The sequence below is a fragment of the Cellulomonas sp. C5510 genome, assembly GCF_019797765.1.
Lineage (GTDB): Bacteria > Actinomycetota > Actinomycetes > Actinomycetales > Cellulomonadaceae > Cellulomonas.
This window is the reverse complement of sequence record NZ_CP081862.1, coordinates 1623659-1646494: the sequence shown is the minus strand read 5'-3', so window position 1 is coordinate 1646494 and position 22836 is coordinate 1623659. Positions and strand designations below refer to the sequence as shown.

At 77.1% G+C, this 22836-nt stretch carries 26 protein-coding genes; 10 read left to right on the top strand and 16 right to left on the bottom strand.

Annotated features, from left to right (window positions below):
• Positions 1-31: 31 nt before the first annotated feature.
• From K5O09_RS07720 to K5O09_RS07700, 5 genes are all read right to left on the bottom strand, one after another.
• Complete coding sequence (locus K5O09_RS07720; protein WP_222172182.1) at positions 32-880, bottom strand: universal stress protein; 849 nt, start codon at positions 878-880, stop codon at positions 32-34.
• 126 nt (positions 881-1006) lie between these two features.
• Positions 1007-1252: a hypothetical protein gene (locus K5O09_RS07715; RefSeq protein ID WP_222172181.1), complete on the bottom strand. Its 246-nt coding sequence runs from the start codon at positions 1250-1252 to the stop codon at positions 1007-1009.
• 43 nt (positions 1253-1295) lie between these two features.
• Complete coding sequence (locus tag K5O09_RS07710; protein WP_222172180.1) at positions 1296-1625, bottom strand: hypothetical protein; 330 nt, start codon at positions 1623-1625, stop codon at positions 1296-1298.
• A gap of 34 nt (positions 1626-1659) precedes the next feature.
• On the bottom strand, positions 1660-2505 hold the full coding sequence (locus tag K5O09_RS07705) for a universal stress protein (protein WP_222172179.1): 846 nt from the start codon (positions 2503-2505) through the stop codon (positions 1660-1662).
• Between the two features lie 124 nt (positions 2506-2629).
• On the bottom strand, positions 2630-4300 hold the full coding sequence (locus K5O09_RS07700; protein WP_222172178.1) for a GAF domain-containing protein: 1671 nt from the start codon (positions 4298-4300) through the stop codon (positions 2630-2632).
• A 77-nt stretch (positions 4301-4377) separates the two neighbouring features.
• On the opposite strand from K5O09_RS07700, the gene K5O09_RS07695 reads away from it, so the two are divergent.
• Positions 4378-5034 (top strand): response regulator transcription factor, encoded by a 657-nt coding sequence (locus K5O09_RS07695; protein ID WP_222172177.1) that lies wholly within the window; start codon positions 4378-4380, stop codon positions 5032-5034.
• Positions 5035-5056: 22 nt separating this feature from the next.
• Here K5O09_RS07695 and K5O09_RS07690 read toward each other — a convergent pair whose 3' ends face one another.
• From K5O09_RS07690 to K5O09_RS07670, 5 genes are all read right to left on the bottom strand, one after another.
• A complete protein-coding gene (locus K5O09_RS07690) occupies positions 5057-5599 on the bottom strand; it encodes a DsrE/DsrF/DrsH-like family protein (protein WP_222172176.1) in 543 nt (180 codons plus the stop codon).
• 9 nt (positions 5600-5608) lie between these two features.
• A complete protein-coding gene (locus tag K5O09_RS07685) occupies positions 5609-5923 on the bottom strand; it encodes a TusE/DsrC/DsvC family sulfur relay protein (protein ID WP_222172175.1) in 315 nt (104 codons plus the stop codon).
• Positions 5924-5936: 13 nt separating this feature from the next.
• Positions 5937-7181, bottom strand: a complete 1245-nt coding sequence (locus tag K5O09_RS07680; RefSeq protein ID WP_222172174.1) for an NAD(P)/FAD-dependent oxidoreductase — start codon at positions 7179-7181, stop codon at positions 5937-5939.
• 54 nt (positions 7182-7235) lie between these two features.
• Complete coding sequence (locus tag K5O09_RS07675) at positions 7236-7445, bottom strand: DUF1918 domain-containing protein (protein ID WP_222172173.1); 210 nt, start codon at positions 7443-7445, stop codon at positions 7236-7238.
• A gap of 72 nt (positions 7446-7517) precedes the next feature.
• Positions 7518-8099, bottom strand: coding sequence for a DoxX family protein (locus K5O09_RS07670; protein WP_222172172.1), 582 nt, complete (start codon positions 8097-8099; stop codon positions 7518-7520).
• Between the two features lie 293 nt (positions 8100-8392).
• Here K5O09_RS07670 and K5O09_RS07665 point away from each other — a divergent pair, with 293 nt between their 5' ends.
• From K5O09_RS07665 to K5O09_RS07650, 4 genes are read left to right on the top strand one after another with little or no spacing between them, the layout of a single operon-like run.
• Complete coding sequence (locus K5O09_RS07665) at positions 8393-8677, top strand: dsRBD fold-containing protein (RefSeq protein ID WP_222172171.1); 285 nt, start codon at positions 8393-8395, stop codon at positions 8675-8677.
• A gap of 24 nt (positions 8678-8701) precedes the next feature.
• Complete coding sequence (locus K5O09_RS19530; protein ID WP_370635545.1) at positions 8702-9064, top strand: LuxR C-terminal-related transcriptional regulator; 363 nt, start codon at positions 8702-8704, stop codon at positions 9062-9064.
• A 4-nt stretch (positions 9065-9068) separates the two neighbouring features.
• Complete coding sequence (locus tag K5O09_RS07655) at positions 9069-9608, top strand: flavodoxin/nitric oxide synthase (RefSeq protein WP_222172170.1); 540 nt, start codon at positions 9069-9071, stop codon at positions 9606-9608.
• Positions 9605-12352 (top strand): cation-transporting P-type ATPase, encoded by a 2748-nt coding sequence (locus tag K5O09_RS07650; protein ID WP_222172169.1) that lies wholly within the window; start codon positions 9605-9607, stop codon positions 12350-12352. Before K5O09_RS07655 ends, K5O09_RS07650 begins: the two co-directional genes overlap by 4 nt.
• Positions 12353-12356: 4 nt before the next feature.
• On the opposite strand, the gene K5O09_RS07645 is transcribed toward K5O09_RS07650, so the two are convergent.
• Positions 12357-13184, bottom strand: a complete 828-nt coding sequence (locus K5O09_RS07645; protein WP_222172168.1) for a universal stress protein — start codon at positions 13182-13184, stop codon at positions 12357-12359.
• A gap of 223 nt (positions 13185-13407) precedes the next feature.
• On the opposite strand from K5O09_RS07645, the gene K5O09_RS19420 reads away from it, so the two are divergent.
• Positions 13408-14094, top strand: coding sequence for a dsRBD fold-containing protein (locus tag K5O09_RS19420; protein WP_304518609.1), 687 nt, complete (start codon positions 13408-13410; stop codon positions 14092-14094).
• Positions 14095-14211: 117 nt separating this feature from the next.
• Positions 14212-14490, top strand: coding sequence for a metal-sensitive transcriptional regulator (locus K5O09_RS07635; protein WP_222172167.1), 279 nt, complete (start codon positions 14212-14214; stop codon positions 14488-14490).
• Between the two features lie 25 nt (positions 14491-14515).
• Here the strand turns inward: K5O09_RS07635 and K5O09_RS07630 are convergent, their stop codons facing one another.
• On the bottom strand, positions 14516-15277 hold the full coding sequence (locus K5O09_RS07630) for an SDR family NAD(P)-dependent oxidoreductase (protein WP_222172166.1): 762 nt from the start codon (positions 15275-15277) through the stop codon (positions 14516-14518).
• A 237-nt stretch (positions 15278-15514) separates the two neighbouring features.
• Between K5O09_RS07630 and K5O09_RS07625 the strand changes: the two genes are divergently transcribed.
• Positions 15515-16312: a universal stress protein gene (locus tag K5O09_RS07625; protein WP_222172165.1), complete on the top strand. Its 798-nt coding sequence runs from the start codon at positions 15515-15517 to the stop codon at positions 16310-16312.
• Positions 16313-16336: 24 nt separating this feature from the next.
• On the opposite strand, the gene K5O09_RS07620 is transcribed toward K5O09_RS07625, so the two are convergent.
• The 4 genes from K5O09_RS07620 to K5O09_RS07605 form a co-directional block, all read right to left on the bottom strand.
• Positions 16337-16744, bottom strand: a complete 408-nt coding sequence (locus K5O09_RS07620; protein WP_222172164.1) for a PPOX class F420-dependent oxidoreductase — start codon at positions 16742-16744, stop codon at positions 16337-16339.
• A gap of 67 nt (positions 16745-16811) precedes the next feature.
• Positions 16812-17081, bottom strand: a complete 270-nt coding sequence (locus tag K5O09_RS07615) for a hypothetical protein (RefSeq protein ID WP_222172163.1) — start codon at positions 17079-17081, stop codon at positions 16812-16814.
• A 166-nt stretch (positions 17082-17247) separates the two neighbouring features.
• Entirely contained in the window at positions 17248-18492 is a 1245-nt protein-coding gene (locus K5O09_RS07610; RefSeq protein WP_222172162.1) for a glutamate--cysteine ligase, read from the bottom strand.
• A 68-nt stretch (positions 18493-18560) separates the two neighbouring features.
• Positions 18561-21176, bottom strand: coding sequence for a SpoIIE family protein phosphatase (locus tag K5O09_RS07605; RefSeq protein ID WP_222172161.1), 2616 nt, complete (start codon positions 21174-21176; stop codon positions 18561-18563).
• Positions 21177-21356: 180 nt separating this feature from the next.
• Here K5O09_RS07605 and K5O09_RS07600 point away from each other — a divergent pair, with 180 nt between their 5' ends.
• Positions 21357-22619: an AI-2E family transporter gene (locus tag K5O09_RS07600; protein ID WP_222172160.1), complete on the top strand. Its 1263-nt coding sequence runs from the start codon at positions 21357-21359 to the stop codon at positions 22617-22619.
• Positions 22620-22628: 9 nt separating this feature from the next.
• A complete protein-coding gene (locus tag K5O09_RS07595; RefSeq protein ID WP_222172159.1) occupies positions 22629-22820 on the top strand; it encodes a hypothetical protein in 192 nt (63 codons plus the stop codon).
• Positions 22821-22836: the final 16 nt, after the last annotated feature.

Genomic DNA, 22836 nt, shown 5'->3' with positions numbered 1-22836 from the left:
CCTCAGGCCCGGGGCCGCGGCCGGCGACGGCTCAGTGCGACCGGACCACCAGGACGGGGCACGGCGAGTGCAGCACCAGCGCGTGGCTCACCGACCCGAGCAGCATCCGCGCCACGCCGCCGCGACCGTGGCTGCCGACCACCACCAGGCGGGCGGTGGCGCAGGTCGCGAGCAGCGCGGCCGCCGGGTCGGCCTGCACGAGCGTGCGCTCGACCTCGAGGTCGGGGTACATCTCCCCGAGCCCCGCGGTGGCCTCCCCGAGCACCACGCGCTCCTCGTCCTGCACCGCCGACGGGAGCTCGGGCGGCACCCAGCCCACCGACGCGAGGACCGCGGGCTCCTGCCAGGCGTGCACGACCTGGAGCCCCGCGCCGGCCCGGTCGGCCTCCTGCGCGGCGGCGGCCACGGCGGCGACGCTGTCCCGCGAGCCGTCGACGCCGACCACGACGCGGTTCTCGGGGACGCGCAGGGAGGGCGGGACGACCGCCACCGGGCAGTGCGAGCCCGCGACCACCTGGTAGGCGAACGAGCCGGAGTACACGCGGTGGGCGGTCGTCGTGCGGCGGGTGCCGACGACGAGCAGCCGTGCGGAGCCCGACCGGCGGGTCAGGGCGCGGCCGGGCGTCTCCAGGTCGATCTCCGTGCGCACCGTCAGGCCCGGGTGGCCCTGGGTCGCGACCTCGACCTCGTGCGCGAGCATCCGCTGCACGCCGGCGCCGACCGCGTCGTCCCACACGCTCTCGAACCCGCTCACCGGCAGGCCCAGCGCGTGGACGACGACGAGCGCCGCCCCCCGGGCCTGCGCCGCGTCCGCTGCCCACCGGACCGCCTGCTCGCTCGACGGCGTGCCCGCGACGCCCACGACGACCTCGCCGCTCATCAGGTGCTCCCTCCTCCGGGACGCGGGCACGTCGGCCCGGCCGCAGTCCCACCGTCCCGCCCGGGGCCCGGGACCGCCCAGGGCCGAACGACCCGGCGCGAGGCCGCAGCCGACCCCCGCCTGCCCTCAGCAGCGCGATGACAGCACGCGGGCCAGCCCCGTGCCGTGCACGCCGGGGTACTCGACGCAGATCACGTAGTCCCGACCCGCGGCGCGACGCTGCGCCCACCCCTGGACCTCCAGCACGTCGCGCGCCTCGAACACGCGGTGCACGTCGCCGGAGGGCCGCCCGTGCGTGACGAAGTCGACACGGTAGACGGGTTGGTCGTCGTCCTCGGCGGCGTGCCGGGGATCGCGGGGCAGCGTGCGCACGGCGGTGTCCTCTCGGTGGGTGGTGGGGGGCTGCGACGGGTCGTCAGGGCCGGGCGACCGGTCGGTGCCGGCGCGCGAGCCCGCGCAGGCCGCGGCGGCCGTGGTCGAACTCCTCGACGGCCTCGAGCGCCTCGTCGAACGTCCGGAAGATCGTCCCGCGCCCCTCGATGAGCTGCGGGGGCGTCCCCGTGGCGGGGACGAACACCGCCTCCCACCGCAGGTCGCGGATGCAGCGCACCTCGTAGCAGCCGTCGGCCGTCCCCGCGACGTGCGAGCTGCCGACCAGGTGCCACGCGAAGTCCGGCCCCGGACGCGGGCGCCCGGCCCTCCCGCCGGGGGTGCCGCCCGCGGGCGTCACCGTCTGCTCGTGCATGGCTCACGTCCTCCCTGCCTCGGCGCCGTTCCCGTCAGCGCCGGACGACCAGCACGGGGCACGGCGAGTGCAGGACCACCGCGTGGCTCGTCGACCCGAGCAGCATCCGCGCCACACCGTGCAACCCGCGGCTGCCCACGACGAGCAGCAGCGCCGACGCCGAGGCTGCCAGCAGCGCCGCGGCGGGCTGCGCGCGCACGAGCGTCCGCTCGACCTCCAGGTCGGGGAAGTCCGCACCGAGTCCCGCGGACGCCTCGGCCAGCACGACCTGCTCCTCCTCGCGGGTGACGTCGGACAGGTCCGGCGGCAGCCACGTGGCGGTCATCGTGACCGCCGGCTCCTGCCAGGCGTGGACGACCTCCAGCACGGCGCCGGCGCGGTCGGCCTGCTCGGCGCCCGCGCGTACGGCGGCGACGCTGTCCGGCGAGCCGTCCGCCCCGACGACCACGCGGTTCTCCGCGGGACCGGTCACGGGCGGCACCACCGCGACCGAGCAGTGCGACCCGGCGACCACCTGGTACGCGAGCGACCCGGTGAACACCCGCTCCGCGGCCGTCATGCGGCGGGTGCCGACGACCACCAGGCGCGCGGTCGCCGACCGGCGGGTGAGGCAGCGGGCGGGGGTGTCGGCGTCCACCTCCGTGCGGATCTTGAGCTCCGGCAGGTCGTGCCGCGCGCGGGCCGCCTCGCGGTCCAGCATCGCGGCGACCTCGGCGTCGAGCATCGAGTCCCAGGCCGACTCGAGCCCCGGCGAGGGCCGTCCGGTGGCGTGCACCAGCACCAGCTCCGTCCGGCGCGCCCACGCCTCCTGGGCGCCCCACTGCACCGCGCGACGGCTCGACTGCGTGCCGTCGACCCCGACGACGACCTCGTGGCCCATGCCGGACTCCCCTCCGTCCCGCCCCGAGCGGCGGCGTGCTGCCGTCACCCGCGACGCTAGGACGCCGCGCGGCACGGCGCAGGGGCCGGTCGTCCCCTCCCCGGCCGCCGACCGTCCCGGGCGCTCAGGGCCCCGCGCGGGCCGGGCGGACGGGGCCCAGCGGCACGCTCCACACCAGGCGCGTGCCGCCCTCCGGCCGCTCCCGGATGCTCAGGCCGCCGCCGAGCTCGGCGGCCCGCGACCGCATGTTCCGCAGGCCGTTCCCGGGCACGACGGCACCCTCGGACAGCCCCGTGCCGTCGTCCTCCACCTGCAGGGTGAGCGCGTCCGTGCGCGCGGAGACCAGCACCTGCACGGCGTGCGCCTGCGCGTGCCGTGCCACGTTGGTCAGCGCCTCCGTGAGCACCGACGTCAGGTGGGCGGCCACCGGCTCCGGCACCACGGTGTCCAGCGGCCCCTCCATGCGCACGCGGGGTTCGCAGCCGAGAGCAGGGACCGCCGCGCTGACCGTCTCCGTGAGCCGCCCCCGGAGCCCCTCCGCCATGCCCGGGCGCTGCAGCGCGAAGATGGCCGACCGCAGGTCCCGGATGGCCTCGTCGAGCTGGCCGACCACCTCGTCCGCCGTGGCGCACAGCTCCTGCGGCAGGCGCGGGCGCATGCTCTGGACCGTGAGGCCCGTGCCGAAGATGCGCTGGATGACCAGGTCGTGCAGGTCCCGGGCGATCCGCTCGCGGTCCCGGTAGACCGCCAGCGTGCCGCGCTGCACCTGCGACGTCGCGAGCTCCAGGGCGATGGCCGCCTGCCGGGCGAAGGCGTCCACCATCGCGCTGTCGTGCTCCCCCAGCGGTGACGCGCCCGGCCGGCGGGCGACGAGCAGCACACCGAGCACGTGCCCACGGGCGGACATCGGCACGATCCGGGCCGGTCCGAGCGCCGGCGCCCCCCGCAGCGTGGCCGAGCGCGAGTCGGCGCGGAAGTCCGGGACACCCTCGGGGGCCCCGGCCCGCAGCACCGCCCCGGTGAGCGAGCGCCCGACGGGCACGCGCGCGCCGCGCATGTCACCGGCGACGCGCCCGCTCGCGGCGTGGACCACCAGGTCGTCCCCGTCCGGCAGCAGGATGCTCACGAGGTCCGCCCGCGCGAGCGCCAGGGCCCGGTCGCACACCAGCGCCAGCGCCGCGGAACGGGGCATGCCCGCGAGCAGCTGCTGCTCGATCTCGACCGACGCCTCGAGCCACTGCTGCCGGTGCCGGCCGGTGTGGTACTGCCGCGCGTTGTCGATCGCGACGGCAGCCGCCGCGGCGAGCGACACCATGAGCTCCTCGTCGTCGCGGGTGAAGTCCGCGCCGCCCCGCTTGTGCGCCAGGTAGAGCACGCCGAACACCCGCGAGCGCACGAGCACCGGCACCCCGAGGAACGTGTGCACACCGGGGTGCCGCGGCGGGTCCGCCGCGGCCGCCGGGTGGGCAGCGAGGTCGTGCAGGCGCAGCGGCCGGGGGTCGTCCACCAGCAGCCGCAGCACCCCCCGGCCGCCGGGCGGCTCCCAGAGGCCGCGGTCCGGCCGGTCCGGGACGCCGTGCGTCACGGAGGTGCCGACGCGCTGGTCCGGCCCGAGCACGGCGAGCGCGCCGTACCGCGCGTCGGTCAGGACGCACGCGGCCTGCACGAGCCTCCCGAGGACGTCCCGCAGGTCGCCGTCGTCCTGCACCGCGACCATCGTGTCGATGAGCGCGCGCGCGTGGCGACGTGCCAGGGCGAGCCCGTCGGCCCGCTGCGGAACCGGTCTCTCGTGCACCGTCGGCATGCCTGCCCCCACCCGACCGCCCCGTCCCCGGGGTGTCCCCCGGAGCCCGAGTGCGGTACAACACCAGCATGGCCCACAGCGGCGCCGCTGCACAGATCCGCGTGTTCGTCCTCGACGACCACGAGGTGGTGCGCCGCGGCCTGCGCGACCTGCTGGGCCAGGAGCCGGACATCGAGGTCGTCGGCGAGAGCGGGTCGGCGGCCGAGGCGACGCGGCGCATCCCGGCGCTGCGGCCCGACGTGGCCGTGCTCGACGCCCGGCTGCCCGACGGCAGCGGCATCGAGGTGTGCCGGCAGGTCCGGTCCCAGGACCCGACGATCGCCGCGCTGATCCTCACGTCCTACGACGACGACGAGGCCCTGTTCGCCGCGATCCTGGCCGGCGCGGCCGGCTACGTGCTCAAGGAGATCGGCGGCGGCGAGCTGCTCGCCGCGATCCGCCACGTCGCGGCGGGGCACTCCATGCTCGACCCGGCGGTCACGGGCCGGGTGCTGGCACGGCTCCGGGCCGGCCCGCCGGAGCCCGACGAGCTGCACGACCTCACCGAGCAGGAGCGGCACATCCTGGCGTACATCGCCGAGGGGCTGACCAACCGCCAGATCGGCGAGCGCATGTACCTCGCGGAGAAGACCGTGAAGAACTACGTCTCCCACGTGCTCGCGAAGCTCGGCGTCGAGCGGCGCACGCAGGCGGCCGTGCTCGCGGCGCGGCTGCTGCGCGACTGACCGCCGGCCCGCCGCCGACCCGTCAGACGAACAGCAGCTGCGCACCCGCGGTCTTCTCCACGAAGTCCGCCGCGCTGATGATCCCCTCCAGGTCCTCGCGCAGGTCCGACTCGTCGAGCGCGAACATGTCCGCCGACATCCGGCAGCCCCACAGGTGCCCGCCGGCCGCGACGATCTGGTCCAGCAGCTCCGGGACGTCCGGGATCCCGAGGTCGCGCAGCTGGCGCCGCATCATGCGGGTCGTCACCGCCGAGACCCCGGGGGCGGGGGCCACCGCCTGGGGCAGTCGCAGGTCCCGCAGCGGCAGGTGCATCGCGGTGTTGGCGACGGGCGAGAACCGCAGGTCGTGCATCCGGGAGCGCACCACCATGTCGAAGCCCCAGAACGTGAAGAACAGGTGCGTCTCCACGCCCTCGCCGAGAGCCGCGTTGGCGATGATCAGCCCCGGGTAGGCCATGTCGAGGTTGCCCTTGGAGCAGATGATCGCGATCCTCCGGTCGTCGGCGGTGTCGTCGCCGAAGTCGGGGACGATCGCGGGCCGGGGGCCGGGCACGGTGCCGGGCATGGTTCCTCCTCACACGCAGCCGTGCGGCTTGGGCAGTCCCGCGACGTAGGCCATCTTGCGTCCGGGCTTGCGGGGGAACAGCGCGAACTGCTCCTTCACGGGCACCCCGCCCACCACGTCGACCCGGCGGGTCGTCGGGGTCTGCCCCCGGTCCGCGTAGTCGGCACGCAGGAACCGCAGGACCTCCCAGTGCCGCTCGGTGAGCGTGATCCCGATCTGCTCGGCGAGGGCCCTCGCCAGGTCCTCGTCCCACTCCTCGGGGCGGCTGAGGAACCCCTCGTCGTCGACGTGCACCGCGCGCTCGCGGATCTGCACCACGGGCATGGCGTCCTCCTGGTCAGACCGCGGCACCGGTCGCGGCGGGTTCGCGCCGCGGGGCGCGGCTGGGGATCGGGACCGGGCGTCCGTGCAGCAGCACGTTCCAGTACAGCCGCTGCGTCGCGGCCTTCGCCCAGTGGTTCGCCCGCGTCTCCGCGAGCAGGCTGAGCGGCCCGATCACGGGCAGCGGGTACCGGCCCGGGAGAGGCTCGGCGTCGTACCCGAAGTCGAGCAGCAGGGCACGGCCGCGGCCCGACTCGACGAAGCAGTTCGCGTGGCCGTCGTAGAGCCGGGTCATCGGGCGCCCGCGGTCGTAGGACACGAGGTTGTCGGCGAACACGTCGGCCTCGAAGTGCGCCACCGAGCCGGCCTTGGACGTCGGGACGTCCGTGGCGTCACCGACCGCGAACACCCCGGGGTGGGCGCGCGACATCAGCGTGCCGGGGTCCACCGGGACGTCCTGGAGCTCGTCGCCCAGCCCGGACCGCGCGACGAAGTCGGCCCCCAGGTTCACGGGCACCGTCACGAGCAGGTCGAACGGGACCTCCCTGTCGTCGACGGAGACGAGGCGGCGGTCGTCGACCCGGTCGACGAGGAAGTCCGTCCGCACCTGGACGCCCCGCGCCTCGAGCATGCCCCCGAGCCGGTCGCGGGCGACCGGCCGGGTGAACGCGCCGTCCAGCGGGGTGACGTACGTCAGCTCCGTGCCGGCCCGCAGACCGCGGCGGCGCAGGGCGTCGTCGAGCAGGAACGTGAACTCCAGGGGCGCGACCGGGCACTTGATGGGCATCTCGGTGACGTGCACGACGATCCGCCCGCCGAGCCACCGCTCGAGCCGGCGGTGCAGCGCGACGGCCCCGTCCGGGGTGTAGAACTCGTGCACCCGCCGCCGCCACTGGTCCCCGGCCATGCCCGGGGTCTGGTCGGGCCGGGGCGACGTCCCGCTCGCCACGACCAGGTAGTCGTACGGCAGGACCCGCCCGTCCTCCAGGTGCACGCGGCCGCGCGCCGTGTCGACGCCCTCGACCTCCCCGAGCACCAGCTCGACACCCGGCTCCAGGTACCGGCGCCGGGACCGGACGAGCTGCTCCGGCGTCGCCGCCCCGAACGGCACGGTGAGCAGCCCCGGCTGGTAGAGGTGACGGTCGTCGCGGTCCACGACGGTCACGCGCCAGAAGTCGCGCTCCACACGCAGCCGGTGCAGGACCCGGTTGGCGACCATCGTCCCGGCGGTGCCGCCGCCCAGGATCAGCAGGTGCTTCATGGTCGGTCCCTTCGCGGTCGGTCGGCGGGGCGCGGCGCGCAGGCCTCGCCCCGGTCACGTGCGGTGGCGCGGGGGCTCGTCGCCGTGGTGCACGGTCACGCCGGGGCCCGGGAAGAACAGACCCACGTGACCGGTGTCGGACCAGCGCACGGAGTAGGGCGGCGACCCGTCGGGGTGCGGCACGGCGACGATCTCGCCGTCACGGTCGGGGGCGTCGACCTGCGGTCCGGGGACCACGATGCGGTCCCCCACTGCGGCTCTCATCGTGACCTCGCCGGGGACGGGAGAGGAGGTCGTGCGCCGCGCCCCGGTGAGCGGCGCACGACCCGGCCGGGGTCAGCGCAGCACGGGCAGGCGGCGGACCGCCGACGTCTGCGCCCACCAGCGCCCGATGCCCCAGGTGTCGCCCGAGCGCAGGACCGCGCAGACGATGAGCACGAGCGCGAAGATCACGTGCGAGTCGACGGCGGGGTTCGTCGACCCCTGCGTCGGTGGCCACTCCGCCAGCCACATGAGGGCCATGAGGAGCGTCCCGGCGCCGGCGGCCACGTACAGCCCCGCCCCCGTGACGACGGCGATGCCGATGCCCGCGAGCGCGAGCATGAACAGCCAGTCGGCGACGGTCGGGTCGAGCCAGTCGAAGAACCCCTCGGCCGGGCCGGTCACCGACGCGAGGTAGCCCGCCGTCGGCGACCCGCCGTCCACCCAGGCCGTCCCGAGCTGCTGCCCGTCGACGACGGCCCCCGTGGAGTAGGTCAGACCGAAGAGCTTGTCGAGGAACGCCCACAGGAAGACGAACCCGATCGCGAGCCGGGTGGCGGCGAGCCACCGGCGGGCCGAGAGGGTCGAGACCAGGTCGGTCTCGACGAGGACCGCCGGGTGGACGGTCCGGTGCGTGGGCTGGTGCGCGGTGCTCATGGCGTCCCCCTCCGGGTGTACGTCCTGCCAGGTGGCACCACGGTGCCGCCCGCCGCCCGCTCCGCCCCAGGGTCGAACGCCCTCAGCGCGGGGCCGAGCGACCCGTCCGGGCCGGGACCCGCGCCGGCCGCCTCCCGACCCCGCCCGGCCGGGGCCCGGATCGGGACCTTCGGTGCCCGCCTCCCGGACCGTCCGGCTCTGACCGCCGCGCGCGCCCCGCCGCCACGCTGGAGCAGCACACCCGCAGCCGCGACGCACCACCCGGCGCCGCACGATCCGGAGGGACGACCACCATGACGCACACCTGGGACGTGCGGATCGACCTGTTCGAGGCCTCGGACGTGCCCGCCGCCGACCACACCACGACCACCGCCCACGCGATCCTCAGCACGTCCGCGGGCACGCGCATGAGCGGGACCGGGCGCGCGCGTCGCCGTCCCGGGGAGACCGACGTGCCGGAGATCGGCGACGAGCTCGCCGCGGCGCGGGCGCTCCGCGAGCTCGCGGACCGCCTGCTGGCGGCCTCGTCCGCCGACATCTCGGAGATCGAGCACCGCGAGGTTCACCTGGCGCGGTGAGCCGCGGAGCAGGAGGAGGGCGTCGTGAGCCAGGACCTGTCACCGGCAGCCCGTGCCGGGACCGCGCCGGGGGTGCCGGTGCTGAGCGAGCGCGAGCGGGTCGTGCTGCGGGAGCTCGTCAGCGCCCAGACGCTCGACGAGGTGGCCGGGCGGCTGTACGTGTCGCGCAACACCGTGAAGTCGCAGGTGCTCAGCATCCACCGCAAGCTCGGTGTCACGTGCCGCGCGGACGCGGTCGCCTGGGCGCGGGCGCACCTGCCCGACGTCGCGGGACCCGGTCGCACCGGAGGGGGCGCGGAGGTCGGGGCCGGCGCGGGCGTCGCTGCGCCCCGCGCGACGGCCGTCCCCGCCCGCCCGCTCGGGGCTCCCCGGCGCCCGGGCCCGTGACGCGATGTCCGCCCTGGTCGTGTACGAGTCGATGTTCGGCAGCACGCGCGACGTCGCGCACGCCGTCGCCGACGGGTTGCGCGAGACCGTGCCGGTACGGGTCGTGGAGGTCGGCGCCCTGCTCGCGGAGCCCGGCGGCACCGCGGTGCCCGAGGAGGTCGGCCTGCTCGTGGTCGGCGGCCCGACCCACGCCTTCGGCATGAGCCGGGAGTCCACGCGGGCGTCCGCGGCGCGCGAGGCGCGGACCGGGGCCGAGGCGCTCGTCTCCCGGCACGTGGGCATCCGCGAGTGGCTCGACGTCGTCCGGATGCCGGCGCACACCCTGCTCGTCGCGACCTTCGACACCAGGCTGCGCCGGCCGAACCTGCCCGGGTCGGCCGCCCGGTCGGCCGAGCGCGCGCTGCGGCACCGCGGCGCCGTCCCCGCCGTCGACGCCCGGTCGTTCGAGGTGCTCGGCATGGCCGACGGTCTGGCCGAGGGCGAGCTGGCGGCGGCGCAGGAGTGGGGGCGTCTGCTGGCCGGGACGCTGCCCGCCTCGCGATGACGGCGACGCCGCACCCCGGCGGCGGCGTGCTCACCGCCGCGACGGAGACGAGCGGGCTGAGGTCCGCAGAGGCAGCGGCTGCGCTGCGCCGCGACGGCCCCAATGCGCTGCCGCCCCCGGCCCGCCCGCACCCGGTGCGTCAGCTCCTGGCGCAGATGACGCACCGGTTCGCGCTCATGCTCTGGGCGGCCGCCGTGCTGGCGCTGCTCGCCGGCATGGTGCCGCTGGCGGCAGCGATCGGGGTGGTCGTCCTGGTCAACGGGTGCTTCGCGTTCTGGCAGGAGTACCGGGCGGACCGGGCGGCCGAGCGCCTGGCGGTGCTGGTCCCGTCCCGCGCACGGGTACGGCGCGACGGCGAGGTGCGCACGGTCGACACCGCGCAGGTCGTCGTCGGTGACGTCGTGCTGCTGGCCGCCGGCGACCGGGTCTGCGCCGACCTCACCGTCCTGGACGCGCACGCCCTGTCGGTGGACGAGTCGCTGCTCACCGGGGAGAGCGTCGCCGCCCGCCCGGGCCCCGGGGACCCGCTGCTGTGCGGCACGTTCGTGGTCGAGGGCGAGGCGGCGGCGCGCGCGGACCGCACCGGCACCGCGACGCGGCTCGCCGGGATCTCCGCGCTCACCCGCGGGACCAGCAGGTCCCGCACGCCGCTCGCCCGCGAGCTGGACCGGGTGGTGCGCGTCGTGTCGTACACCGCGCTGGCGGTCGGCGTGGTCCTGGCCGGCGGCGCGCTCCTGCTGGGACTGAGCACCGTCGACGCGCTGGTGTTCGGGCTGGGCGTCATGGTGGCGCTCGTCCCCGAGGGGCTGCTGCCGACGGTGACGCTGTCGCTCGCCCGGTCGGCGCAGCAGATGGCCTCCCGGCAGGCGCTCGTCCGCCGCCTGGACGCGGTGGAGACGCTCGGCGCGCCGACGTTCGTCTGCACGGACAAGACGGGGACCCTGACGCGCAACCACATGACGGTGGCACGCGTGTGGACCCCGCGCGGCGAGGTGGCGCTCCCGGGCTCCGACTACGACCCCACGGTCCCACTGCCCGCCGCGCCGGCGGACGACGGCGGCGCGGTCGGGGTCGACGGCGCGACGGCCGGGGCCGTGGACCGTGCGGTGCGGCGCGCGGCGCGGTCGGCAGCGCTGTGCGTGCAGGGTCGCGCGGTGCTCGGCACCGCAGGGTGGGCGGCGGACGGGGACCCGATGGAGGCCGCGCTCGACGTGGTCGACCGCCGGCTCACGGCGGCACCCCGGCCGGCCCCGCTGCGCCGCTACCCGTACACCGCCGCGCGTCGGCGGTCGGCGGTGCTGGTGCCGGGAGCCGGGCCCGCCCCCGGTCCCACGTCCCCTCCGGCGCTCCCCGGGGCCGGCGAGGGCGCCGAGCGGCCGGACGTGCTGCACGTGCTGGGCGCGCCGGAGTCGGTGCTCGCGGTCTGCGTGCCCGGCGACGAGGTCGCCCGGGCGGCCGTGCGCGCTGACGAGCTCGCGGCCTCCGGGCTCCGGGTGGTCGCGGTCGCCCGGCGCACGGCTCCCGGCCTCGCCGCCGAGGCCGACCCCGAGCACGACCTGGTGCTCACCGGCCTCCTCGCTCTCGAGGACCCGCCCCTGGACGACGTGGCCGGCGCCGTCGCGGCGTGCCACGAGGCCGGGATCCGGCTCGCGATGGTCACCGGGGACCACCCGGCGACGGCCGCGGCCGTCGCCCGGCAGGTGGGTCTGCTGCGCGGCAGCGGCCCGGTGCTCGTCGCGGCGGACCTGCCGGACGACCCGGCCGCGCTGGCCGGCGTCCTCGACCACCCGGACGGCGCTGTCGTCGCCCGCGTCGGCCCGGAGGACAAGCTGCGCATCGCCCAGGCCCTGCAGTCCCGCGGGCACGTCGTCGCCATGACCGGAGACGGCGTCAACGACGCGCCCGCGCTCCGCGTGGCGGACGTCGGCGTGGCGATGGGCCGCGGCGGGAGCGACGTCGCGCGCGAGGCGTCCGACCTGGTGCTGCTGGACGACCGCTTCGGCACGATCGTCGCCGCCGTGGAGCTCGGCCGGGCCACGACGCACAACATCCGGCGGTTCCTCACGTACCACCTGACCGACAACGTCGCGGAGCTCGCGCCGTTCGTGCTCTGGGCGCTGACCGCCGGGCAGGTGCCGCTCGCGATCGGGGTGCTCCAGGTGCTCGCGCTCGACATCGGGACGGACCTGCTGCCGGCGCTCGCGCTGGGCGCCGAGCCCCCGCACCCGCGCACGCTGCACGGACCGGTGCGCGCCGAGCACCTCGTGGACCGGCACCTGCTGGCGCGCGCGTTCGGCGTGCTCGGGCTCGCCGAGGCGGTGGGCTCGCTCGCGACCTTCCTCGTCGTGCTGCTCGCCGGCGGGTGGTCCTGGGGCGCCACGCCCCGGCCGGCGCTGCTCGCGACCGCCTCGGGGGCGGCGTTCGCCGCGATCGTGCTCGGGCAGCTCGTCAACGCGGTCGCGTGCCGCAGCCGGACCCGCCCGGTCACGCGGATGGGGCTGCGCGGCAACCCCCTGCTGCCCTGGGCCCTCGCGAGCGAGGCGGTCGCGCTCGCGCTCGTCCTGGGCCTGCCTCCGGTGGCCTCCCTGCTCGGCGGCACCTGGCCCGACCCGCGGGGCTGGGCCTGCGCCGTGCTGACCGGGACGCTGGTCGCGGTCGCCGACGCCACGCACAAGCGCCTCCGTGTGCACCACGACGGCGGCCTCCGGGGCGACGCGGTCGCCGCGCCGCGTCCCGGCCGCTGACGCGTCAGGCGCGGACCACGAGCACCGGCCGCCGGGCGTGCAGGATCACGGCGTGGCTCGTCGACCCGACGAGCAGGCGCGAGACCCCGTGCAGGCCCCGGCTGCCGACCACGACCAGGCGTGCGTGCGACCCCGCGGCCAGCAGCGCGGTCGCGGGCTGGGCCTTCACCAGCGTCCGCTCGACCTCCAGGTCCGGGAACCGGTCCGCGAGCCCGGCGGTGGCGCGCGCCAGGACGGCGGCCTCGTCCTCGCGCATCCGCGCGGTCAGGTCCGGCGGCACGTACCCCTGCGCGAGCAGGAGCGCCGGCTCCTCCCAGGCGTGCACCACCTGGAGCACGGCGCCGTGACGCTCGGCCTCCTGCGCCCCGGCCGTCACCGCGGCGACGCTGTCCGCCGATCCGTCGACCCCCACCACGACCCGGTTGTCCGCCTCCACGGGCACCGCCGGGACGACGGCGACGGAGCAGCTCGCGGCCGCGGCGATCTCGTACGACCGCGACCCGGAGAACACCCGCTGCGCCGGCGTCAGCCGACGGGTCCCGACCACCAGCAGCCGGGCGGAGCCCGAGCGGCGCACGAGGCAGCGGGCCGGCCGGTCGGCCTCCACCTCCGTGCGGATCTTCACGGACGGGCTGACCTCGCGGGCGCGCTCGGCCGCCCGGTCGAGCACGCCGCGGGCGACCTCCGCGAGCGCGTCGTCCCACGGGACGTCACCGAGCGCGTGCACCAGCAGCAGCTCCGCACCGCGGGCGGCCGCGGCGTCCGCACCCCAGCGCACGGCACCCTCGCTGGAGACCGTGCCCTCCACCCCCACGACGACCTCGTTGCTCATCGGACCGCTCCTCCACCTCTCGCGCGGCTCTGCGTCCACCGTCGACGCTACGGACACCCGTGGCGCGCCGGGCAGGGGCCGACGGGCCGTGGCGCCCGGGACTTCGGACCCCGCCGGCCGCGCGGTGACCGTCCGTCCCGCCCGGCCCGGCCGTTCGGCCCTTCCCGCGGGAGGCCGGCAGCCGGTGGCATGGCGGTGCAGCCCCAGCCACCGGGAGGGCACCGTGGACAGCACCCCGATCGCGGCCGTGTCGTGGCAGTCGCGCGGCGCCCTGGTCCGCCTCGAGCACGAGCACCCGGGGCGGGCGTACCTGGCGGTCCGGTCCGCGCCGACGCCGCGTGGGGACGCCGCGGCCCGCGACCTGGTGTGCGCCGCGGTGGTGCGGGCCCGGGCGGAGCGGATCAGCCACCTCGTGACCGCCCTCGACGCGTCGCGCCCGGTCTGCGGCGTGGTGCTCACCGCGCTGCGGGACCAGATCGGCACCCACGTACGGGAGCTGGAGTGCCACCGCAGCGGCGCGAGCGTGCTCGTCTCCGTCGAGCTCCTGCCCCCGTCCCGGGACGACGGCGCCTGGGCGTCGCCCGGCACCCGCCCGGGGCGACGCGCCCCGGTGTCGCTCGCGTGGCACGTGCGGGTCTACCTGACGGCGGCTCCCGACGTGCCCGCGCCCGGCCACGGGACGACCACCGCCCACGCCGTGCTGACGGTCGACGACGCGAAGCGGCTCACGGGGACCGGGCGCGCGCACCGGCACCCGCACGACGTCGACGTCCGGGAGGTGGGCGAGGAGCTGGCGACGGCGCGCGCGCTCGCCGAGCTCGCGGACCGGCTGCTCGCCGACGCCCGCGACCAGATCGGCGCCGGGGGCGCCGGGGGCGCGCCGGCAGCGGGCGGGAGCGCGAGCCGCTGACCCGCCCGCTTGCCCGCCGGATACCCCCGGGGGCATAGTGGCGCAGCACCGCGCCGGTCCGCGGGCGCTCCCCCGGGCGCCCCGACGACCGCGCGCCCACCACCCGGGAGGACCACCATGCCCGCCACCACCGACCCCGAGGCCGCCCGCCGCATCCTCAACCGCCTGCGCCGCGCACGCGGACAGCTCAACGCCGTCATCGACGCGGTCGAGAACGGCGGGTCGTGCCGCGACGTCGTCACGCAGCTCGCCGCCGTCTCCAGCGCGCTGGACCGCGCCGGCTACGCCGTGATCGCCACCGCCATGAAGGAGTGCCTGGTCGAGCCCGGGGCCGTCCGCAGCGAGGACGGCCTCACGCCCGACGAGCTCGAGAAGCTGTTCCTCACGCTCGCCTGACGACCGGCCGCCCTCGCGGACCGCGTCAGTGCGTCGTCCAGCCGCCGTCGATCACCAGCTCGGCCCCGGTGACGAACGCGGACTCGTCGCTGGCGAGGTACAGGTAGCCGTACGCGATGTCCATCGGCTCGCCGACGTGCGGCGGCAGCGGCGTGCGGCCCTGGTCGAACGCCGCCATCGCCTCCCGCGACTCGATCCCGGCGGCCCGGGCCATCCCGGTGAACACCGCGCCCGGGTGCACCGAGTTGACCCGGATGCCGTCGCCCGCGAACCACTGCGCCGCGTGCTTCGTCATCGACCGCACCGCGCCCTTGGACGCGCTGTACGCCGCGCCGTGCCCGTCGGCCTCGCCGCCGATCAGCCCCGCGATCGACGAGCAGTTCACGATCGACCCCCCGCCGCGCCTCTGCATCTGCGGGATCACGGCCTTCATCCCGAGCCAGACCCCCATGGCGTTGATCGACAGGACACGGTCCCAGTCCTCCCGCTCGGTCTCGAGGACGCCCTTGGCCAGGAACACACCGGCGTTGTTCACCAGCACGTCGACTCCGCCGTACGTGCGGACGGCCGTGTCCACGACGTGCGCCCACTGCTCCGCCCGCACGACGTCGAGCGGCACCGCCGTGAGATCGCCCTCGAGCCGACCGACCTGGGCCTCGAGCACGTCCGCGACCACGTCGGTCGCGACCACCCGCGCACCCTCCCGGGCGAACAGCTCCGCCGCGGCCAGCCCCATGCCGCTCGCCGCTCCCGTGATGACGGCGACCTTCCCGCTCAGCCGGTCCATGGTGGTCCTCTCCCCTCCCGCCTGCGCCGCGCGGTGCGGCGACGCCCGGGGCGCACCCGCCCCGTCCCCGTACCGTCGCAGGGACGGCGGCGCCACCGGCACGGGCGGACGTCACGAGTCCCGGGGTCCGACGTCCCGGGACCGGGCCCATCGGCTCCGCGCGACGTGCCGACCGGCCCCTGACCCCCGCGCGCCCCGCCGCCGTAGCGTGGGAGCACGCGGGCAGGAGGCGCTGCGATGGGTCACGAGGTCGTCGTCGGCGTGGAGGGCACGCTCTCCAGCAGACGTGCCGTGCACTGGGCCGCCGAGGCGGCCTGGGCGCGCCGCACGGAGCTGCTGCTGGTCCACGCGGTCGGGAAGCCGGCCCCCGGGCAGGAGGCCGCCTGGTCGGAGGCGGTGGACGGCGGCGTGCACGAGATGCTCCGCCGCGAGACCGAGCGGGTACGTCGCGCCGAACCGGGGCTGACCGTCCGGGCCGAGGTGGACCTCGACACGCCCGCCCGGGCGCTGACGCAGCGTTCGCGCACCGCGCAGCTCGTCGTCGTGGGCACCCGTCGCACGACCGCCGCGCAACGCGTGTTCTCCGGGTCGCTGTCCTACCAGGTCGCCGCCGGGGCCTCCTGCTCGGTGGCCGTGGTCCCGCCGCTGACCGGGCACGCCGAGAACCGCGTCGTCGTGGGCCTCGACCGTTCGCCCGACGCCCAGGCCGCCGTCCGCGCCGGTGCCCGCGAGGCCGACCGCGTCGGCGCTCGCCTGGAGCTGCTGCACGCCTGGCAGCCGCCCGCCGCGGCCGGGGACCGGGCGCTGGTCGACGGCACCGCCGACGACCTCGCGGACGACTTCCCGGGGCTTGCCGTCGACCGGCGGCTGGTGCAGTCCCACCCCGCGATCGCGCTGCTTACCGCTGCCGCCGGAGCACGGCTGCTGGTGGTCGGCAGCCGCGGGACCGACGGCGTCCCGCGGATCCCGCTCGGCGCCACCAGCCACGCGCTGGTCCTGCACGCCCCGTGCCCCGTGCTCGTGGTCCGCACCTGACCGGTGCCGTCGCCGGCTCGCGGGTCACCCGCGGTGCGCGCCCCAGCCGTGCCAGCGCTCGACCTCCACCACCGCGTCCCACCGCGGGCTCTCGCGGTCCGCGTACGGGTGCCCGGTGTAGTGCCGGGACAGCCGGTCGATGCCCGAGCGGTCGACGTCCTCCGCGAGCTCCACGACCCGCCCCACGAGCGTCACGTGCGTGTACCAGTCGTCCCCGTCCAGCACCGTGAGGGTCACGCGGGGGTCGCGGCGCAGGTGCCGGAGCCGCACCCGGGAGCCGTCGAGGTTCAGCAGCACCCGGCCGTCCTCCCGCCACAGGTACCAGGTCGCGGCGGACACCGGCGCACCGTCGGGGCGCAGCGTCGCCATCACGGCGGGGTTCGGGCGTCGCAGCATCGCGACGGCGTCGGGCGGCAGCGGCGGACGGGCCACGTCGGGCACCTCCAGGACACGGGTGACGGGACGCGCACCAGTCTGCCGGTCCGGGCGCCGCCCCGCCTCACCAGCCCGAGACGCTCCGCAGCCCGGCCGTCGGGGTGAGCTGGACGAGCGCGGTGCCGCCCGCGTCCTCGACCTCGAGGCTCACGGCGGCCGCCCGGCCCTGCTGGTGCCGGGCCACCCACTCCAGCACCTCGAGCACGTCGCCCGCACCCACGAGCCGCCAGCGCTCCGCCGGCCGGCCCGCCGAGGTGTGCAGGTCCACGACGTACACCGGGTCGTCGACCTGCACCCACGAGTACCGCGCACCCGCGTCCCGCACCGCCTGCATGGTCGTCCCCTCCGGTCGTCCGTCCCTGCGGCCAGTGTCGGCGCTCGCCGTGAACGCCGGGCGACGCCGAGGTGGCGGGGGCGGGTCGGGTGCGCGGACGGCGGGCGGGCCCCGGGGGGCGGGCCCCGAGGGGCGGGCCCGGTGTCCGGCGACCGCGGACCCGTGTTCACACCGCCGCGCGCCGCACCATCCCCGCGAGCCCGGCGCGGGCCGCCTCCTCCCGCTGCCACGTCGCCCCGGTGCCCCGGGCGAGCACCCGCTCCGCCCGGCGCTCGGCCGCGGCCCGGTCACCGGTCGCCTCGAGCGCCGGCGCGACGTGCGCGAGCAGCGCCGCGACCGCGGACCCCGCCGGCACCGGCAGCCCCGAGAGCGGGTGCAGCAGCTCGCCCGCCACCCCGGAGCGGCGCGCCCGCCCGGCGGCGAGCCGCAACAGCCCCGTCTCGACGGCCGGCGCCGGCAGGCCCGCGCGCCACTCCCGGGCGGCGGTGTCGACCAGGCCGCGGGCGAGCGCGGCGACCAGCACGGCGTCCTCGACGTCCCGGCACACGTCCGCCACCCGCACCTCCACCGTCGGGTACCGGTGCGACAGCCGGGCGTCCGCATAGAGCATCCCCGCGTCGAGCAGCACACCGGAGTCCAGGTACCGGCGGAGGCGCTCGCGGTACACGGCCACCGAGCCGTACAGGTCCGCCGGGCCGGTCGTGGGCCAGCGTCCCCAGACCTGCGTGCGGTAGCCCGCGTACCCGGTGTCCTCGCCGTCCACGAAGGGCGAGTTGGCCGCCAGTGCAGCGACGACCGGCAGCCAGACGCGCACGCGGTCGAGGACGGCGACGCCCTCGCGCGCCGACCGCACGGCGACGTGCACGTGGCAGCCGCACGTCAGCTGCTGGAGGCACGTGAGCGCGAACCTGTCGCGGATGGCCGCGTACCGCGCGTCGGGCGTCAGCGACGGACGCCCCGGCAACGGCGCGGTCGCGAGCGGCACCGCCAGCGCCCCCGCCGCACGGGCGGCGCGCCCGGCGCACGCTCGCAGCAGGCGGAGGTCCTCCTCCACGGCGCCGAGAGCCGTGCGCGGGGGCGTCGCCGTCTCGATCTGCTCCTGCTGCAGCTCCGAGGCCAGCAGCGGACGCCCGGCGGCGTCGGCAGCGAGCGCCAGGACCCTCGGTGCCACCGGCACCGCCCGGCCGCTGCGCGGGTCCACCAGCAGCAGCTCCTCCTCGACACCGACGGTCCGCACGGCGGCGGACCGGTCGGGGAACCGGTCGGCGACGCGGTCCCCCGCCCACCGGCGCGCGTCACCCGGCGGCAGGTCCGGCGGAGCCTCGGGTGGTGCGTCCAGGCACGGCTCGGGCACGCGGCCCTGCGCGGGCCGGCAGGACGTCCCCGGCCGGCCGGCCGTCGGCAGCTCCATCGCAGGCCCCCTCGCGTGCGCGGGCGGGCGCGCCCCGCGCACCGGAGCGCCGCACCGTCCGCCCAGCCTCACACGTCGGTGCGCGGGCCGCCATCGACCTCCGGCCCTGGCCCCTCCCCCTCGTGGGTCCCGCCCTGGAGGGCCAGGTGGGCCACCAGCAAGGCGATGTCGTCGTCGGGTGCGTCGCCGGCCGTGCCGCGGCTCAGCACCGCGTCGGCCAGGTACGCCGCGTCGAGCACGGCGTGGTCGCCGGCCCTGCGGCGGGCCTCGGGCACCAGCCGCGCGACCAGCTCCGCGAGGCGGTCCAGGCCGTCCTGCAGCTGCTCGCCCCGCCGCTCGACCAGGCCGTCCGTGAACAGCAGGACCGTCGAGCCCCGCGGCACCGTGACCTCCCCGTCGGTGCGGGTGACGTCCGCGGTGACGCCGAGGACCAGCTCCGGCTCGGTGCGGAGCTCCCGCACGGTGCCGTCGGGGGCGACGAGCAGCGGCGGCAGGTGCCCGGCGTTCGTCCAGCGCAGCGTCGTCCGGCCGGCCGCCCGGTCACCCGCGGTCTGCTCCACCCGCAGCACCACCGCGGACGCCATCGCGTCCACCCGCAGCCGCTCCATCGTCGTGTCCAGCGCGGCGAGCATCTGCGCGGGCGTGCCCCCGGTGGTCGCCCCGATGCCGCGCAGCAGGGTGCGGACCTGGCTCATCGCCGCAGCGGCGTGGCGGTCGTGGCCCATGACGTCGCCGATCACCAGCACCGTCGACCCGTCGGGCTGGACGAAGGCGTCGTACCAGTCACCACCGACCTGCGCCGCCGCCGCAGCGGGCACGTAGCGCACCGCGAGGTCGACGTCCGGCGGCTGCGCCGGAGCGGTCAGCAGCGCGCGCTGCAACGTCTCCGCCATCCGCCGCTGGCCCTGGTAGAGCTGCGCGTTGTCGAGCGCGACGCCGGCGCGGTCCGCCAGCTGCACCAGCAGCGCGACGTCGTCGTCCGTGAGGTCCGGCTGGTCGTCGTCGAGGAACAGCGTGATGGCGCCGACGGTCCGGCCCCGGGCGCGCATCGGCACGGCGTACGCGGCACGCGGCGCCAGGCTGCGGAGCACGTCGCGCGCCTCTCCGCTGAGCAGGACCGAGATCCGCTCCGTCGCGTCCGGCACCACCACCAGCTCGCCGCTGCGCAGCGCGCGGTGCAGATAGGACCCGGGCGCGAGCGCACCCAGGCGCACCCGGGCGTAGCGCGCGACCGCGGGCCGCAGGTGCGGCTCGGCGTGCCAGCCCGCGATGTCGCGGAGCCGGTGCTCCTCGTCCCAGAGCGTCACCAGGCACCACGAGCCGAGCTCGCGGACCAGGTGCCGCGCGAGGCGGCCGACGGCGTACTCGGTGTCGAGCGTGGAGCTCAGGTCGTCGCTCACGGTGGCGAGGACGGCGAGCCGGCGGGTCGCGGCGTCCGCCGCCGTGCGGGCGAGCACCCGCTGCTCCTCCGCACGCCGCCGCCCGGTGACGTCGTGGAAGTACACCGACAGGCCGTCCGGCCCGGGGAACGCCCGCACGTCGTACCAGGCGTCGAGCGGGGGCGGGTAGTACGCCTCGAACGACCGCGGCTCCCCCGCCGCGACGGCGCCGCGGTAGTGCTGCTCGAACAGGGAGCCCAGGGCGGACGGGAAGACGTCCCAGACCACCTCGCCGAGCAGCTCGGCGCGGCTGCGGCCCAGGAGCCGCTCCGCCTCGGCGTTCACGTACGTGAACCGCCACGCGTCGTCCAGCAGGAAGAACGCCGTGGACATCGTCTCGAGCACGCGTGCGATCCGGGCGTCCGCGTCGCGCTCGGCCGTCGTGTCGTACGCGGCGCCCAGGACCCGCTCCGCCGTGCCGTCCGGGCCGGGCAGCGTCAGGCCCTGGGCCTTCACCCAGCGGACTGTCCCATCCGGGTGCACCGCCCGGTACTCGGCGGCGTAGCGCGTGACGCCGTCCACCGCCTCCTGGAGCGCCGCCTGCACGCGCGGCCGGTCGTCCGGGTGCAGGCACGCGCTGAACGCCTCGATCGTGCCGCCGAACGTGCCCGGCTCCAGCCCGAACAGCGCGTGGAGCTGGTCGTCCCACAGGAGCGTCCCCGTGCGCAGGTCCCAGTCGAAGCTCCCGACGCCGCCGGCCGTGACAGCGAGGCGCCAGCGGACACGGTCGGCCGCGTAGTCGACGGCCAGCGCGGACAGCTCGAGCTCCGCGACGGCGGCCGCGGCCAGGTCGGCCAGCGCCGCGACGTCGTCGGGCGCCCACGCCCGCCCGCGGGCGTCGTACACGCACAGCCCGCCGACGACGCGGCCGCCGGGCCCGCGCAGGGGGACGCCGAGGTACGCGCGGAGCCCGCCCGCCGCGACCTCGTCGAGCCCCCGCAGCCGCACGTCGGCGCGGGCGTCGGCCACCGCGAGCGGCTCGCCGAGCCGCGCGACCACCGCGGCCGGCCCCCCGGGCGGGGCGGCCGCGGCCCCGTCCGGCCCACCGCTCCCGTCGACGCCGTCCGGGGACGCCGGCGCGTCGTCGAGCAGCACGGCGCGGGCGGAGGGCACGGAGAGCAGCCGGGCGGCGAGCCGCTCCAGGCGCGCGAGGAACGCCTCCGGCGACGCGCCCGGCGCGAGGGGCGTGCGTGCGTCGTCGTCGCGCTCCGGGGTCGGCAGGGGCCGTGGCGGATGCTCGGGCACGGGTCCCTCCATCCGGTCGCGTCCTGGCTGCAGCATAAGCGGGCACCCCCTGTGCGCTCTCGGCAGGCCGGAGGTCCCGCACCGTGCTCCTCGCGGCGCGTGCGGCGCGCTGACCTGCACGGAACCGCCCACGGGTACCCTGACGGCAGCCCCACTCGGCCGACCACCGGAGCGCCCCGCATGACCGATCCCGAGGAGCCGGCACCGACCCCCGCCGGCCCCGCCGCGGTCGCGGGGACGACCCCGCCGACCGCTCCCCCGACCGCACCGCCCGCCGCCGCACCGAGCACCGCACCGAGCACCGCGGCGCCGGCCACGCCGGCGGACTCCCGCAGGCCGCCGCGGTGGCTGCCGCGCGCGCTCGTGATGGCCGTCGTCGCCGTCTTCGCCGGGATCCTCGTCTGGCGGGCCGCCTCGATGCTCGGCAACGTCTTCACGATCCTCGTCGTCTCGTGGTTCCTGGCGCTGGCGATGGAGCCGATGATCCTGTGGCTCGGCAGGCGCGGCGTGAAGCGCCCGCTCGCCACCGGCATCACCATGCTCGGCTCGCTCGTGGTCGGCATCGGGGTGCTGGCCCTGCTCGGAGGCTTGTTCGTCAACCAGCTCGTCGCCCTCGTCCGGTCGATCCCCGGCTACTACGCCGACCTGCGCGAGTTCCTGGACGACCGGTTCGAGGTCACGCTGCCGCGCACCGACGAGCTGCTCACCAACGCCGGCGACTACGTCGACGACATCGCCCCGGGTGTCATCGGCGTCGGCACGTCCATCGCCGGCGGGCTGTTCACCGCCACGGCCGTGCTGCTGGTCGTGTACTACATGGCGAGCGCCGGTCCCCGGTTCCGTGCCTCCGTCTGCCGCTACCTGGCGCCCGACCGACAGCGCGAGGTGCTGCGGCTCTGGGAGGTCTCGCAGGACAAGGTCGCGGGCTTCATCACCTCGCGCATCGCCCTCGCGGCCATCTCGACCGCCGCGACGTGGGTGTTCCTGGCCGTGCTCGGCGTCCCGTACGCCCTGCCCCTGGCGACGTTCACCGGGCTCGTCTCGCAGTTCGTCCCGACGGTCGGCACCTACATCGGCGGCGCCCTGCCGGTGCTCGTGGCGCTGTCGGTGTCCCCTGTGCGCTCGCTCGCCGTGCTGGCCTTCATCATCGCCTACCAGCAGGTCGAGAACCTGTTCCTCACCCCGAAGGTGTCGCAGCGCTCGCTCGCGCTGAACCCCGCGGTGGCGTTCCTGTCGGTGATCGCGTTCGGGGCGGTGTTCGGCCCGCTCGGGGCGTTCCTGTCGCTGCCCGTCGTCGCGACCGTGCAGGCGGTCGCGTCGACGTACGTCCGCCGGCACGAGCTCGTGGACTCGGCGCTGCTCCAGGACGAGCAGCCCGGTCGGCGGCGGGACCCGGGCACGGACCTGCGGCCCCCGGTCGCGCCGCCCGCCGACGCGTCCTAGCGTCGCCGCATGACCGACGCCACCGACGACTGGATCCCCGACTCCCCCGCCGACGACCCGGACGCCGTCGACGCCCCGGACGCCCCCGACCTCGGCGGGGTGGACCGCGGCGACGACGTCGCGCAGGACCTCCAGGAGAACCTCGAGGACGGCGCGCTCGGCCAGGGCCCCGTCCCGGACCCGGTCGAGCCCCCGGCCTGACGGCGCGGCGGTCACC